Here is a 13,847-nt window from a genome sequence, read left to right on the forward strand (position 1 = left end):
CTGCAGCGGCCATCGCACGCGGTTTCCACAGCGACGCGGCCCTGCCGCGCCAGATCGCGCAGCCGCGCTGCGCCCTGCCACAGGAATCCAACAGCATGAACGCCTCTCCCCCACGGCGCCGCCGTGCGCCCGCCTGCGCGCGCGTGGCGCGCCTTCCCTTGATTCCCAGCCTGCTGGCCAGCGCCTTGTGGGCCGCCCTGCCCGTGCATGCGGCCGAACTGCAGGGGCCGTTGAAGGTTACCGATGGTGGCAGCCTGCAGCTGGGCGCCGACGACACCCTGCAGCACAGTGCAGGCGGCTACGCGCTGGAGGCCAACGGTGTGGGCAGCACCATTACGGTCGATGGCAGCTGGATCTCGAGCACCGGCGGCGGCAGCGGCATCCTTGCCAGCGCCGGTGGCAGCGTCGTCATCGAGGGCGGCATCCTGCAGATCGGCAACGGCAGCACCACCGTCGGCTATGCGCTGAACGCCAGCGGTGCGGGTAGCGTGATCCGGGCCAACAACCTGGTCATCAATGCTTACCGGAACGGTTCGGGCTACGGCACGGTCAATGCCACCGGTGGTGGCAAGCTCTGGTTGAATGGCGGCAGTGTAAGCAGCGCCGGACATGCTCTGTACTCCACTGGGCGTGGCAGCGAACTGCACGTGACCGGTACGGAGATCAACAACGGTGCCAACAGCGCAGTGTACGCCGAGGGTGGCGCGCTGCTGTCGCTGGAATCGCTGAAGATGACCTTCGACGAAGCCAGCAGCGGCTACAGCGGCCGTCTGTCCTCCGGCGGCAGCGGCAGCGTGCTGTCGCTGCGCGACGTGGACGTGGTCAACGGCTACTTCGACATCGACAACGGTGGCACGTTGCAGATCGTGGGCGGCAGTGCCAGCAGCAGCGGCAGCAGCATCCGCCTGCTCGGCAACAGTGGCAACCGCGTGTACTCCACCGCCGATATCACCGGCGGCCGTTTCGAGACCGTCGGCGGCTACGGCGTCAACGTCAACAGCTGGGCCAAGCTGACCACCAACGGTGCCCACTTCACCGTGCGCGACGGCTATTCCGGCATCTGGCTGTCCGGCGCGGACTCGCTGGCCGACCTCACCGATACCAGGCTCAGCACCTATGGCGACAACGGCTACGGCCATGGCGTGGACGTCTGGGGTGGTACCGCCACGATCACCGGCGGCAGCATCGATACCCACGGCGATGGGGTCTACGGCCTGCGTGCCTCGGGCAGCAATCCGCCGACGCCCTACTCGCGCATCCGCGCCAAGAACCTGGACATCACCACCCATGGCTCCGGCGGCGGCGGTGTCTTCCTTGGCGGCAGCACGGCCGATGCGCAGCTGGACGGAGGCTCGATCACCACACTGGGTGCATCCTCGTTCGGCATCGTGCAGATGAACACGGCCAAGCTCACCGCCGACAACCTGAGCATCCATGCGCAGGGCACGAATTCGGGTGTCTATCGCTCCTACATCACCGTGTTCGGGCCGTATTGGGACCGCTTGGTGTTCAACAACAGCACCCTGCAGACCCAGGACGGCCCCGCGTTGTGGCTGCAGGGCAGCAACCACGAGCTCACGCTCAACAACACCGATGTCGTCGCGCGCCAGCAAGGCAACCTCGACGGTGGCCGCCTGCTGCGGGTGAGCGATACGGTGTTCACCGATGGAAGTTCAGTCGCCACCGCAGACATTCTGTTCACTGCCGACAACAGCCGCCTGACCGGCGATGTCGTGGTCGACAGCGCCACCGCCAACGTGCAGATGACGCTGCGCAACGGCACCGTGTTCAACGGCGCGCTGCGCAACGATTCGGGCTACCAGGTCGCGCAGCTGGCGATGGACGGCAGCAGCCAATGGAACGTGCGTTCCAGTTCCAGCGTCGGCTCGCTGGACCATGCCGGTACCATCGCCTTCGTCGCCCCCACCACCGACGACTTCAAGACCCTGACCGTCACCGGCGACTATGTCGGCAACGATGGCCACTGGCTGTTCAACCGCGCGCTGGGCGACGATGCCTCGCTGGGTGACCAGCTGGTGATCCAGGGCAACAGCAGTGGCACCGCCTCCGTCAGCGTGCGCAACGCAGGGGGCGCCGGTGCCCTGACCAGCGAAGGCATCCGCCTGATCAGCGTGGGCGGCCAGTCCGATGCGCAGTTCTCGCTGCAGGGACGCGCGGTGGCCGGCGCTTACGACTACTTCCTGTACAAGGGCGGCGTCTCCACCCCGGATGACGGCAACTGGTACCTGCGCTCGGAATACGTCCCGCCGGTCGACCCGCCGGAACCGCCCGATCCGCCGATTGATCCGCCGACTCCGCCGATCGATCCGCCTGCTCCGCCGATCGATCCGCCGGTAGTTCCGCCGGTCGATCCGCCACTGCCGCCGGCACCGCCGCGCGTGGAGCGTCCGGAGCCGGCGGTATACATGGCCAACCAGAGCAGTGCGCTGGGCATGTTCCGGCACAGCCTGTACGACCGCAGCGGTGATCCTGCCGAGGCGACCGGTGGTGGCAGCGACGCCATTGCTTGGGCACAGGTGCGCAGCAGCGCGCCCGGCAGCCGCGGCCACCAGGTGAATGTGGACAGCGAGCTCAACAGCCTGCTGCTGGGCATCGGTCGTCGCTTCGAAGCCAATGCCGGCGGCCAGCTGCAGGCAGGTGTGATGGCCGGCCATGGCCGGGCACGCAATGACAGTCGCTCGCAGGTGACCGGTTACACCGCGCACGGTGTGGTCAACGGCACCAGCCTGGGCCTGTATGCGACCTGGTTGCAGGACGCGCGGATGGAGCACGGTGCGTATGTGGACGGCTGGCTGCAGTACGGGCGTTTCCGCAACAGCGTGCAGGGCGAAGGGCTGCAGAAGGAGCACTATCGTTCGCACAGCTGGACCGGTTCGGCCGAGGCAGGCTACGTGCTTCCCGTACAGCGTACGGCCCAGCGCGGTGTCTACCTGGAGCCACAGCTGCAGGTGATCCACAGCCGCTACGACGCCGACCGCGTGGTCGAGGCCAACGGCACGGTGGTTGAAGGACGCGACAAGGACAGCACCACCACGCGTGTGGGACTGCGCCTGTACACGCGTTCGCTGACGCAGCGCCAGGGGCAGGTACAGCCGTTCGTCGCGGTGAACTGGTGGTCCGGTGGCAACGACGCGACCATCGCCGTGGACGGAGAACGCCTGCGCCGGCAGTTGCCGCGTGACATCTACGAAGCCAAGGCCGGCGTGCAGGTGAATCTGTCGGGCGGCTGGCGCGGCTGGGGTGAGATCAGCCACCAGACCGGTGGCATGGGCTTCCGCGATACCAGCGGCCAGCTGGGCGTCTCTTACCGCTGGTAAGCGCTGCGACGGGTGATCCCAGCGAGGGGTCCGGCGATGCGTCGTCGGACCCCTTGTTGTTTTCCACACCACGCGTGGAAATCGATGGGGGTTGGATGTGGACAAGTGGCCATGAGCCACGCACGACAAGCGTTTTCAGCTCTGGTCATTTTTTATCCAACCAATCCACCGCGCCCGCAGGTGCATGTTTTCCACACAGCGAGTGGAAAGCGCTGCGGACTTGATGTGGACAACCCGGCTTGAACGTTATGCCGCAAGCGTTTCAGGGTGTGGCTGTTTTTTGTCCAAGCGCTTTGATGGTTTTCCACACATCGCGTGGAAAGCCGTGGGGGTTTGGTGTGGACAAGTAGCTGCGAGCCCTGCACGGCAAGCGTTTCAAGGCGTGGTGAATTTCTGTCCACGGCCACCGGCAGCACTGCGCTGGCGCTTCCGCAGCAGAAGCGCGCAGCGGCACTGCTCGTGCGCCCCTTCTGACAGGCGCCCGATACAACAAGACCCCGCATTGCGGGGTCCTGTGGACAATCACTGCGCTGCGTCGTCGATCAGACGTTGAAGCGGAAATGCAGGATGTCACCTTCCTGCACGCGGTATTCCTTGCCTTCCAGGCGCAGGCGACCGGCTTCCTTCGCACCGGCTTCGCCCTTGTACTTGATGAAGTCGTCATACGCGATGGTTTCGGCGCGGATGAAGCCCTTCTCGAAGTCGGTATGGATGACCGCGGCAGCCTGCGGCGCGGTGGCGCCCTTGCGCACGGTCCACGCGCGGACTTCCTTCACACCGGCAGTGAAGTAGGTCTGCAGGCCGAGCAGGCTGTAGGCCGCGTTAATCACGCGGTTCAGGCCAGGCTCGGTCAGGCCAAGGTCGGCCAGGAAGGTATCGCGGTCTTCGTCATCCAGCTGCGACAGCTCTTCTTCGATCGCCGCCGACACCGGCACCACCTGCGCGCCTTCTTCGGCGGCACGGGCGCGCACGGCGTCCAGGTGCGGGTTGTTCTCGAAACCGTCTTCCAGCACGTTGGCGATGTACATCACCGGCTTCAGGGTCAGCAGGAACAGATCGCGCACCAGCGCCTTCTCTTCCTCGTCCAGACCAGCGGAACGGCCGGCCTTGCCGTCGGCCAGCGCAGCCTGCAGCTTGGCCAGCACCGGCTTGCGCGCCGCTGCGTCCTTGTCACCGCCCTTGGCCGCACGCTCGGCGCGGTTCAACGCCTTCTCGACGCTGTCCAGGTCGGCCAGGGCCAGCTCGGTATCGATGGTGTCGATGTCCGAGATCGGGTCGACCTTGTTGTTGACGTGGATGACGTCAGCGTTCTCGAAGCAACGCACCACGTGGGTGATCGCATCCACTTCGCGGATGTGGGCCAGGAACTTGTTGCCCAGGCCTTCGCCACTGGCCGCACCGGCCACCAGGCCGGCGATGTCGACGAACTCCACCGCGGTCGGGATGACCTTCTGCGGGTTGATGATCGCCGCCAGCTCGTTCAGGCGCGGATCCGGCACCGGCACGATGCCGACGTTGGGCTCGATGGTGCAGAACGGGAAGTTCGCCGCGGCGATGCCCGCCTTGGTCAGCGCGTTGAACAGGGTCGACTTGCCGACGTTGGGCAGGCCGACGATGCCGCATTTGATACCCATGTGTTGAATCCGGGTTTGAGTGTAAGTGGATGATTCGGGATTCAAGGCTCGCCTGTGGGCATGCCCTCAATCCCCAATCGTCCTTCCAGTAGCCCGCGTTAGAACGCGGCGTACAACCTGTGACGTTCTGCGTACGCTTTCAGCAGTTCTTCAAGCTGGCCGTCATCAACTAGTGCATAGAATCGCCCATCCAACGCATCAAGTGCTGTTTCGAGTTCATCGCCGAGATACCCGTCAGCACGATAGATCTGCAGGCGTCTCTGCGCATGATGATCTTCCATGGCCTCATTGCCAAACAGCAGCCTCTGGGCCGCCAGCACGATGTCGCGCACGTCAAGCCGCTCTATCTCCTCAAGCCCTGCAAGGGCTTCAGCGATGTAGCCGCCAGCAGAATTGTGGAAATAGGCGTCAAGCCCTCCCCGATAGACATCACTGATGAGCGCGTTGATCGCAAAGTAACGCTGATCGTGTACCGACAATCCCGCAAATCCACACCCGCCACCGTGGACCTGCTCGATCAACCAATGCCAATACCGCCCTTCTGCAGACTCCTCGAAGCGCTTGCGCTCTTCACGAATTTCCCGATCTCGTTCCCGCGCCATTTCCATGCTTTGCCGCGTGCCATTCCCGCACGGCATGCAGAGCCCATCGTTCCGGGCCGCCGTAGCCAGCAGGATCATGGCGCCACACACGGTGCAGGGAGTACGCGGGTCGGTCATGATCAGCGCGGGGTGTGCAGCCGCTTCATCGCTTCGCTGAAATCGCCCTGCACCGCCAACGGCAGCACGTCGATCGCATCGTCGATGGCGCGGGAGATCAATACTTCATCGTCCTTGGAGGGACGTCCCAGCACCCAGCCCACCACGCGGTCCTTGTGTCCGGGATGGCCGATGCCCACGCGCAGGCGGTGAAACCTGCCATGGCCGAGCAGGCGGATGGTGTCACGCAGGCCGTTCTGGCCACCGTGGCCACCGTCGAACTTCAAGCGCGCCACGCCGGGCGCCAGGTCCAGTTCGTCGTGGGCCAGCAGGGTGTCCTCCGGCTCGATCTTCCAGAACCGCTGTGCGGCGGTGACCGACTTGCCGCTGAGGTTCATGAAGGTGGCCGGCTTGAGCAGCCACACGGCCTGTCCGGCAATGTCGACCTTGGCGGTCTCGCCAAACAACTTGCTGTCCACGTTCCATCGTGCACCGGCTTTTTCAGCCAGGGCCTCAACGAAATGAAACCCGGCATTGTGCCGGGTCCGGGCGTGCTCCGATCCGGGGTTGCCCAGACCGACGATCAGTCGCAATCCTGCCATCGTTCCATCCAGATACGGCGCCTGCCCCGAAGGACAGGCGCCGCGGGGTATTACTCGGCCGCTGCTTCTTCAGCGTCGGCAGCATCCTGCTTGCCGTGCTTGGCAGTGACGATGGCGTCGTCGTGGTCCTTGCCCAGCGCCAGCGCCGGGATTTCCACGCCCTTCGGCAGCTTGATGTCCGACAGGTACACAACGTCGCCAGCCTTCAGCTCGCCCAGGTCGACTTCGATCGACTCCGGCAGGTCCTTCGGCAGGCAGCTGATGGCCACTTCCTTCAGTTCGTGGGCGACCACGACGTCGGCAGCCTTGCCAGCCGGCGAGGTGTCTTCGTTGATGAAGTGCAGCGGAACCGAAGCGGTCAGCTTCTCGTTCTCGTTCACGCGCAGGAAGTCCAGGTGCATGATCAGCTGCTTGTACGGATGGCGCTGCATGTCACGCAGCAGCACCTTCTGCACCTGGCCGTCCAGGTTCAGGTCCAGGATCGAGGCATAGAACCACTCGTTCTGCTGGGCCAGCCAGATTTCGTTGTGGTCCAGGCTGATGGCGACCGGTTCGGCGTTTCCGCCGTACACGATCGCCGGGATCACACCAGCGGTACGCAGGCGGCGGCTCGCACCCTTACGCTGCAGTTCACGCTTGGTGACCTTGATTTCATGGGTCTTCGACATTTTCGACTACTCGGTTGTTGCCTTGCCTTGCGGCTTGGCGGTTGAAGGCACTTCCGCGACCAGAAGCGCCCGGTGTGTCCCTGCCGTTGCCGGCGGGGACGAAAAATCAATCCACGTACAGCGAGCTGACCGACTCGCCGAAGGCGATGCGGCGCATCGTTTCGGCCAGCATTTCCGCCACGCTCAGCTGGCGGATCTTGCTGCACACCCGCGCGGCGTCCTTCAGCGGGATGGTGTCGGTCACCACCAGCTCATCAAGCTGGGAATTGGTGATGTTGTCCACCGCCGGGCCCGACAGCACCGCGTGGGTGCAGTAGGCGGCGACCTTGAGCGCACCGCGCGCCTTCAGGGCAGCGGCAGCGGCGCACAGGGTGCCGGCGGTATCGACGATGTCATCGACCATCACGCAGGTCTTGCCTTCGACGTCACCGATGATGTTCATCACGGTGGAGACGTTGGCGCGCGGACGGCGCTTGTCGATGATCGCCAGGTCGGCGTCATCCAGGCGCTTGGCCACTGCACGGGCGCGGACTACGCCGCCCACGTCCGGCGACACCACGATCAGGTTCTCGGTGCCGTAGGCGCGCCAGATGTCGGCCAGCAGCAGCGGAGAGGCATACACGTTGTCGACCGGAATATCGAAGAAGCCCTGGATCTGGTCGGCGTGCAGGTCGACGGTCAGCACGCGATCAGCGCCGGCGGTGCTGAACATCTTCGCCGCCAGCTTGGCGGTGATCGGCACGCGCGAGGAACGCATGCGGCGATCCTGGCGCGAGTAGCCGAAGTACGGCACCACGGCGGTCACGCTGGCCACCGATGCGCGCTTGAGCGCGTCGATCAGCACCAGCAGTTCCATCAGGTTTTCCGCGCTCGGCGCCGAGGTCGGCTGGATCACGAACACGTCCTGCTTGCGGACGTTCTCTTCGATTTCCACCTGCACTTCACCATCGGAGAAGTGCGAGACCAGCGCCTTGCCCGGGCGGACTCCCAGTTCCTTGCAGATGTTCTGCGCCAGACGTTTGTTGGCGTTGCCGGAAAAGACCAGCAGGTTCGGGGACTCTTGCATCATGATTGTCTCGGGCGGGGACGAGTGGCGGGGATCCGGTAGCGGCAAGGACCACGTCGGCCCCTGCTGCTGACAACACCGCGGCTGTTCCCACGTCCCGCGCAGGTGATGCGCTGGAAGGCGCGGACGCAGCCGCATTGGCAGGGGCGGGAGGATTCGAACCTCCGAATGCCAGGATCAAAACCTGGTGCCTTGGGCCTCTTGGCGACGCCCCTGCATTGATGAATCAGTGTTGCTCGAGTGCATCCAGCAGTGGCGAACGTGCAACGCCCGCAGCCACCCTTGCCCGCAACTCCTTCGACAACTTCGCTCGTCCCTGCTCGGCGGCAGCCTGCGAATCGAACTCGACGAAACAACCACTTCCCGAACCGGTCAGTCGTGCCGTGCCGATGTCGCTCAACGCAGCAAGTACCGCCTCGACGGCAGGCTCACGGCGGCGCAGCACCGGTTCGAACACGTTCCCGACCAGCAAGCCGGAAGCGAAGTCCTCTATTTTCGCCTGTGGACTGTCGCGCGTCAAATCCGGATCTGCGAACAGCAGCGGGGTCGGCACATGAACGCCCGGTTCGACAACCACATACCAGGCCTGCGGCAGGGTGATCGGCCGCAGCCGCTCGCCCACCCCCTCGGCCCAGGCGTTGTGGCCACGCACGAACACCGGCACATCGGCGCCGAGGCGCAAGCCCAGCGCCGCCAGCGTATTTTCGTCCAGCCCCGCGCCCCAGAGCCGGTTCAGTACCACCAGCACGGTGGCCGCATCGGACGAACCGCCGCCGAAACCGCCGCCTGCAGGAACGTGCTTTTCGACGACGATATCGACACCTTTCTCGACATTCGCCACCTCTTTAAGCAACCGCGCTGCGCGAACCGCCAGATCATCCACCTCCGCGACACCGGCCAGGCCATCGCCCTGCCGCCGCACCTGGCCGTCTTCACGCAGGCGCAGGCCGATCCGGTCGCCCCAGTCGAGCAGGCGGAACACGGTCTGCAGCTCGTGGTAGCCGTCGGCACGGCGGCCGGTGATATGCAGGAACAGGTTCAGCTTGGCCGGGGCCGGCCACCAGGACCAGCCCGCGTCATCCACCCGCGCGTTCATGGCGCACCCTGCCCCCACTGGTCGACCAGCAGGCGCACCTTGGCGTCACCATTGACCGCCTCGACCCTGCGCGGCAGGGCCGGACGCCCGGCTTCGGCCGGATACCAGTCCAGATACTGGATCAACCACCCCATCTGCTGCATGCGCCGCGGACGGCCATCGGCATCACGCTCGATCTTTTCCGGCCCAGCGCTGTCGCCGGCGACCAGGCCGCGTACCCAGTCGGGCAGCTGGTTGACCGGAATATCCCAGCCGGTGGCTTCCAGCAACAGGGCCTGCGCGTCTTCACCGTCTCGCGGACCACCGGCCAGTCCTTCCAGACGGCCGGCTTCATGATGGCTATCACCGCTCAACTTCCAGCTCTGGCGGGTGACCGGCGCGCTCAGTTCGACGACATAGCGTTGGCCTTCCTGTTTCCAGTCGATGCGGCCGCTGCCACCGTCCTTGCCCTTGCTGACCGCCACCCGGCCCTGGAAATTCCACTCCGACGCCGATCGCAGCGCGTCCACGCGTGCGCCCTCGGCGGCGGTCGCTTCGGCGGAAACGGTGGTAACCACGGCCGGCGCCGGCGTTTTCTGCCGGCCAACGGTGGTACAGGCACTCAGGGCCAGGGTCACGGCCACCAGCAGCAACGGCCGGATCGTGGAAACACTCATGGATTGAATTTCTCGCGGGCGCGCAGCAGCGCGCGGTTTTCAGGGTCGAGCCTGGCCGCTTCCTCGAAGAAGTGACGGGCTTCATCGTGCTTGCCCAGCACCCACAGCACCTCGCCTACGTGGGCGGCGATTTCCGGGTCCTTGGCCAGCGTCCAGGCGCGGCGCAGCTGTACCAGCGCGTCGGCGTTGCGCCCCAGCCGATACAGCACCCAGCCATAACTGTCGACGATGGCGGCGTTGTCCGGTTCGGCCACGCGTGCGCGGTCGATCAGTTCGAGCGCTTCCTGGTAGCGACCGGTCCGGTCGGCCAAGGTGTAGCCCAGTGCGTTCAATGCCGGCACGTTCTCCGGCTCGGTCACCAGGATCTTGCGCAGGTCGGCCTCGGCACGGGCGATGTCATCGCGGCGCTCCCAGGCCAGCGCACGGGCATACAACAGGCCGTTTTCGTCCGGATACGCGGCCAGGCCACGGGCCAGTGCGTCGATCTCGCCGGGAAGGTCGTCGGCGCGCTGGCGCAGCTCGGCTTCCAGCAGATACGCATCGCGCCGCACATCGTCATCCACGCTGGCATCGGACTGGATGGCATGCACTTCATCCAGCGCCAGCGACTGCCGGCCCGCCAGACCCTGCGCATTGGCCGCGCGCAGGCGCGCTTCATTCAGCTCATCGCCGCCAGGAACGCTGTGATACCAGTTGACCGCCTCCGGGTAGCGCTTGAGGTACTCGGCGATCTTGCCCAGCAACAGGCGCTGCGCCGGGTCCGGCTTGGCCGCCTGCCGCGACAGTTCGTTGTACAGATTGGACAGCGCGGCCTTGTCGCCCTGCTTGGCCAGCAGCGAAGCGCGCATGCCCCACGTCTGCACATCCTGGGGACCGACCGCCAGCACGCGCTCGGCCGCTGCCGGCTGGCCGAGGCTGTCATAGGCGATGGCCACCGCGTTGCGCAGCTCCGGGTCCTGACGGGTCTTCGGCTCCACCCCATGCAGCAGCGACAGCGCCTGGTCGGTCTGGCCGGCCTGCTGCAGCTGGCTGGCGCGCAGCAACGCCACGCGTGGCTCCTCGGGGAAGCGCTTGACCACCTCATCGATCATGCGCCGTGCCAGCTCGGGCTTCTCCATGCGCAGTGCAAGGCGTCCAAACTCCTGCCAGGCCTCGATCTTCTGGGGAATGGCGTTGGCATCGACCAGCTCGCCCAGCACCTGGGCCGGCACGGCCGGATCGCGGCCGCCGCCGATCAAGGCGCCCAGGGCGAACTTCCAGCCCTCATCCCCCGGGTCCTGCAACAAGGCCTGAAGCTCGCTGCGCGCAGCCTTCACGTCGCCCTGGCGCATCGCCAGCGCACCGGCGGCGCTGCGCATCGCCAATGAGCGCGGCGCACGCTGCTGCCACAGGGCCAGGCCCTTGGCCGCGGCGCCATCTTCGTTGGCCAGCATGGCGATACGGGTCGCCCGCTCGGCCAGGCCGGCGTCGCCGTCGGTCTGCTGGGCCGCCTGCAGGTACCAGCGCGCGGCCTCGGCCAGCTTGCCGGCCTGCAGGGCGAACTCGCCGGCCAGCACCGGCTCCAGCGCCAGTTCCTCAGTCACCGCAGGCCGTGCAGGCGCCTTGGCGGGCACCGCCGCCAGGGCCTGCGCACAGGCCAGAGACAGCAGCAGAACACTGGGGATGCGAATCAATGCGGGCATCGTCGGCATCGGGGCCTTAAAATGTCGTCCAATGGCCAGCAGCTTATCGCAAGCAACTGAACAATGACCCTGTGGGTGCTCGGACTGAATCACCAGACCGCACCGGTGGAACTGCGCGAACGCGCAGCCTTCGCCGGTGACGCGTTGCCGCGCGCGCTCGGTTCGCTGCGCGATACCCCGCAGATCGCCGAGGCGGTGCTGCTGTCCACCTGCAACCGCACCGAACTGTATGCCGTGGCCGAGTCCGCGCAGGCGCTGGACCAGTGGCTGCAGAGCCAGGCCGGCGACCTGCAGGGCTACCTGTACCAGCACGCCGATGCCGATGCCGTGCGCCACCTGTTCCGGGTGGCGACGGGGCTGGATTCAATGGTGCTGGGTGAGCCGCAGATCCTGGGCCAGGTGAAGGACGCCTGGTCGACCGCGCGCGACCACGGCCTGCTCGGCCAACGCCTGGACCGCCTGTTCCAGCAGACGTTCTCGGTGGCCAAGCGCGCGCGTACCGATACCCAGGTCGGTGCCAACCCGGTATCGGTGGCCTCGGCAGCGGTGCGCCTGGCGCAGAATGCATTTGCACGCCTTGACGATTCCACCGTGCTGCTGGTCGGCGCCGGCGAGACCATCGAACTGGCCGCACGCCACCTCAGCGAAGGCAAGGTGCGGCGGCTGCTGATCGCCAACCGCACCCTCGCCCATGCGCAGGAACTGGCCAGCCGCCATGGCGGTGTGGCGCTGCCGCTGACCGAACTGGAGCGTCACCTGGCCGAGGCCGATGTGGTGTTCTCGGCCACCGCCGCCCGCGAACCGGTGATCCACCGTGCTGCAGTGGCCAACGCCCTGCGCGCACGCCGGCACAAGCCGATGCTGCTGTTCGACCTGGCCGTGCCGCGCGACATCGAGGCCGACGTTGCCAGTCTCAACGATGCGTTCCTGTACACCGTGGACGACCTCGAGCGCGCGGTGGAAGACAACCGCCGCAGCCGCCGCGAGGCGGCCGCCGAAGCGGAGACGATCATCGACCTGCAGGTCTCGCGCTTCGTCGAAACCCTGCAGGCCAGTGCCCACCAGGCACCGCTGCGGCAACTGCGCGCCTTCGGCGAGGCCACCCGTGCCGAACTGCTGGAACGCGCGCGCCAGCAGCTGGCCAACGGCAAGCCGGCCGACGAAGTGCTGGAACTGCTTGCCCATGGATTGACCAACCGCCTGCTGCACCCGCCGACCGCCGCCCTGCGCGCGGCCGCGCTCAGCGGCGACGCCGACCTGACCCGCGCCGCCGAGCGCCTGTTCCCGGCTGCGCCGGGTTACCACCACCCACCTGTGAGAACCGATGACGCCGACCCTGCGCCGTAAGTTGGAAGCGCTGGCCGAGCGCCGCGAAGAACTGGAACGTCTGCTCGCCGAACCGGAGGTGGTCGCCAACAATGCGCGCTTCCGTGATCTTTCGCGTGAGTTTTCCCAGCTCGAACCGATCGCCACCGCGCTGGCCGATGAAGCGCGTGCCAAGGCCGACCTGGCCGCGGCCGAAAGCATGCGCACTGATCCGGACCTGCGCGAACTGGCCGACGAGGAGATCGCCGCCGCCCAGGCCCGTCTGCAGGAACTGGAGCAGGAACTGGCGCTGCTGCTGGTGCCGCGCGACCCGCGCGATGAAGGCAACCTGTTCCTGGAAGTGCGCGCCGGCACCGGCGGCGACGAGGCGGCGATCTTCGCTGGCGACCTCTTCCGCATGTATGCCCGCTACGCCGAGCGACAGGGCTGGAAGGTCGAGATCGAATCGGACAACCCCGGCGAACATGGCGGCTACAAGGAAGTGGTGGCGCGCGTGGTCGGCCGGGGCGCGTTCTCGCGCCTGAAATTCGAATCGGGCACGCACCGCGTGCAGCGCGTGCCGGCCACCGAATCGCAGGGCCGCATCCACACCTCGGCGGCCACCGTGGCGATCATCCCGGAAGCCGACGAAGTCGATGAGATCGTCATCAACCCGGCGGACCTGAGGATTGATACCTACCGCTCCTCCGGCGCCGGTGGCCAGCACGTCAACAAGACCGAATCGGCGATCCGCATCACCCACGTGCCCAGCGGCGTGGTGGTGGAGTGCCAGACCGAACGCAGCCAGCATGCCAACCGGGACAAGGCGATGAAACGCCTGAAGGCGCAGCTGCTGGATGCCGAGCGCCAGCGCCACGACGCGGCGCAGGCCGAATCACGGCGCCTGCAGGTCGGCAGCGGCGACCGCAGCCAGCGCATCCGTACCTACAACTTCCCGCAGGGCCGGATCACCGACCACCGCGTGGAAGGGCTGACCCTGTACGACCTGCCCAACGTACTGGCCGGCGATCTCGATCCGCTGCTGCAGCGATTGAGCCACGAGCACCAGGTCGACGCCCTGGCCCAGCTTTCGGCAGGCTGA

Annotated in this window: 11 protein-coding genes and 1 tRNA gene; 3 read left to right on the forward strand and 9 right to left on the reverse strand. The window is 66.3% G+C overall.

Translation table 11 applies throughout. From position 1 onward, the window contains the following. The first annotated feature begins 95 nt into the window (after positions 1-95). Complete coding sequence (locus BW38_RS04345) at positions 96-3,338, forward strand: autotransporter outer membrane beta-barrel domain-containing protein (RefSeq protein ID WP_032977505.1); 3,243 nt, start codon at positions 96-98, stop codon at positions 3,336-3,338. Between the two features lie 542 nt (positions 3,339-3,880). Here the strand turns inward: BW38_RS04345 and ychF are convergent. The 9 genes from ychF to BW38_RS04300 form a co-directional block, all read right to left on the reverse strand. Continuing rightward, on the reverse strand, positions 3,881-4,972 hold the full coding sequence (gene ychF, locus BW38_RS04340) for a redox-regulated ATPase YchF (RefSeq protein ID WP_025879150.1): 1,092 nt from the start codon (positions 4,970-4,972) through the stop codon (positions 3,881-3,883). Positions 4,973-5,070: 98 nt separating this feature from the next. Then, positions 5,071-5,652: a DUF4375 domain-containing protein gene (locus BW38_RS21245; RefSeq protein WP_235189987.1), complete on the reverse strand. Its 582-nt coding sequence runs from the start codon at positions 5,650-5,652 to the stop codon at positions 5,071-5,073. 41 nt (positions 5,653-5,693) lie between these two features. Further along, entirely contained in the window at positions 5,694-6,272 is a 579-nt protein-coding gene (pth, locus tag BW38_RS04330; RefSeq protein WP_032977454.1) for an aminoacyl-tRNA hydrolase, read from the reverse strand. Between the two features lie 50 nt (positions 6,273-6,322). Next, positions 6,323-6,940 carry a 50S ribosomal protein L25/general stress protein Ctc gene (locus BW38_RS04325; protein ID WP_025879148.1) on the reverse strand — a complete coding sequence of 206 codons (618 nt, stop codon included), beginning with the start codon at positions 6,938-6,940 and terminating at the stop codon, positions 6,323-6,325. Positions 6,941-7,046: 106 nt separating this feature from the next. Continuing rightward, positions 7,047-8,006, reverse strand: coding sequence for a ribose-phosphate diphosphokinase (locus tag BW38_RS04320; protein ID WP_025879147.1), 960 nt, complete (start codon positions 8,004-8,006; stop codon positions 7,047-7,049). Positions 8,007-8,144: 138 nt separating this feature from the next. Beyond that, positions 8,145-8,221: transfer RNA gene (locus BW38_RS04315), tRNA-Gln, on the reverse strand. An 11-nt stretch (positions 8,222-8,232) separates the two neighbouring features. Next, a complete protein-coding gene (gene ispE / locus BW38_RS04310; RefSeq protein ID WP_032977456.1) occupies positions 8,233-9,102 on the reverse strand; it encodes a 4-(cytidine 5'-diphospho)-2-C-methyl-D-erythritol kinase in 870 nt (289 codons plus the stop codon). Then, positions 9,099-9,758 carry a lipoprotein insertase outer membrane protein LolB gene (lolB, locus tag BW38_RS04305; protein WP_032977458.1) on the reverse strand — a complete coding sequence of 220 codons (660 nt, stop codon included), beginning with the start codon at positions 9,756-9,758 and terminating at the stop codon, positions 9,099-9,101. Before lolB ends, ispE begins: the two co-directional genes overlap by 4 nt. Beyond that, positions 9,755-11,440, reverse strand: coding sequence for a tetratricopeptide repeat protein (locus BW38_RS04300; protein ID WP_170919620.1), 1,686 nt, complete (start codon positions 11,438-11,440; stop codon positions 9,755-9,757). The genes lolB and BW38_RS04300 overlap by 4 nt, the downstream gene beginning before the upstream one ends. A 63-nt stretch (positions 11,441-11,503) precedes the next feature. Between BW38_RS04300 and hemA the strand changes: the two genes are divergently transcribed. Further along, positions 11,504-12,787 (forward strand): glutamyl-tRNA reductase, encoded by a 1,284-nt coding sequence (gene hemA, locus BW38_RS04295; protein ID WP_025879143.1) that lies wholly within the window; start codon positions 11,504-11,506, stop codon positions 12,785-12,787. Continuing rightward, on the forward strand, positions 12,765-13,847 hold the full coding sequence (prfA, locus tag BW38_RS04290) for a peptide chain release factor 1 (RefSeq protein ID WP_032977462.1): 1,083 nt from the start codon (positions 12,765-12,767) through the stop codon (positions 13,845-13,847). The genes hemA and prfA overlap by 23 nt, the downstream gene beginning before the upstream one ends.

This window comes from Stenotrophomonas sp. RIT309 (genome assembly GCF_000632045.1).
Classification (GTDB): Bacteria; Pseudomonadota; Gammaproteobacteria; order Xanthomonadales; family Xanthomonadaceae; genus Stenotrophomonas; species Stenotrophomonas indicatrix.

Coding starts and splice junctions, on each gene's coding strand:
- hemA (WP_025879143.1), top strand. CDS start 11,504: ATGACCCTGTGGGTGCTCGGACTGAATCACCAGACCGCACCGGTGGAA.
- ispE (WP_032977456.1), bottom strand. CDS start 9,102: ATGAACGCGCGGGTGGATGACGCGGGCTGGTCCTGGTGGCCGGCCCCG.
- BW38_RS04320 (WP_025879147.1), bottom strand. CDS start 8,006: ATGCAAGAGTCCCCGAACCTGCTGGTCTTTTCCGGCAACGCCAACAAA.
- BW38_RS04345 (WP_032977505.1), top strand. CDS start 96: ATGAACGCCTCTCCCCCACGGCGCCGCCGTGCGCCCGCCTGCGCGCGC.
- lolB (WP_032977458.1), bottom strand. CDS start 9,758: ATGAGTGTTTCCACGATCCGGCCGTTGCTGCTGGTGGCCGTGACCCTG.
- pth (WP_032977454.1), bottom strand. CDS start 6,272: ATGGCAGGATTGCGACTGATCGTCGGTCTGGGCAACCCCGGATCGGAG.
- ychF (WP_025879150.1), bottom strand. CDS start 4,972: ATGGGTATCAAATGCGGCATCGTCGGCCTGCCCAACGTCGGCAAGTCG.
- BW38_RS04300 (WP_170919620.1), bottom strand. CDS start 11,440: ATGCCCGCATTGATTCGCATCCCCAGTGTTCTGCTGCTGTCTCTGGCC.
- BW38_RS21245 (WP_235189987.1), bottom strand. CDS start 5,652: ATGATCCTGCTGGCTACGGCGGCCCGGAACGATGGGCTCTGCATGCCG.
- BW38_RS04325 (WP_025879148.1), bottom strand. CDS start 6,940: ATGTCGAAGACCCATGAAATCAAGGTCACCAAGCGTGAACTGCAGCGT.
- prfA (WP_032977462.1), top strand. CDS start 12,765: ATGACGCCGACCCTGCGCCGTAAGTTGGAAGCGCTGGCCGAGCGCCGC.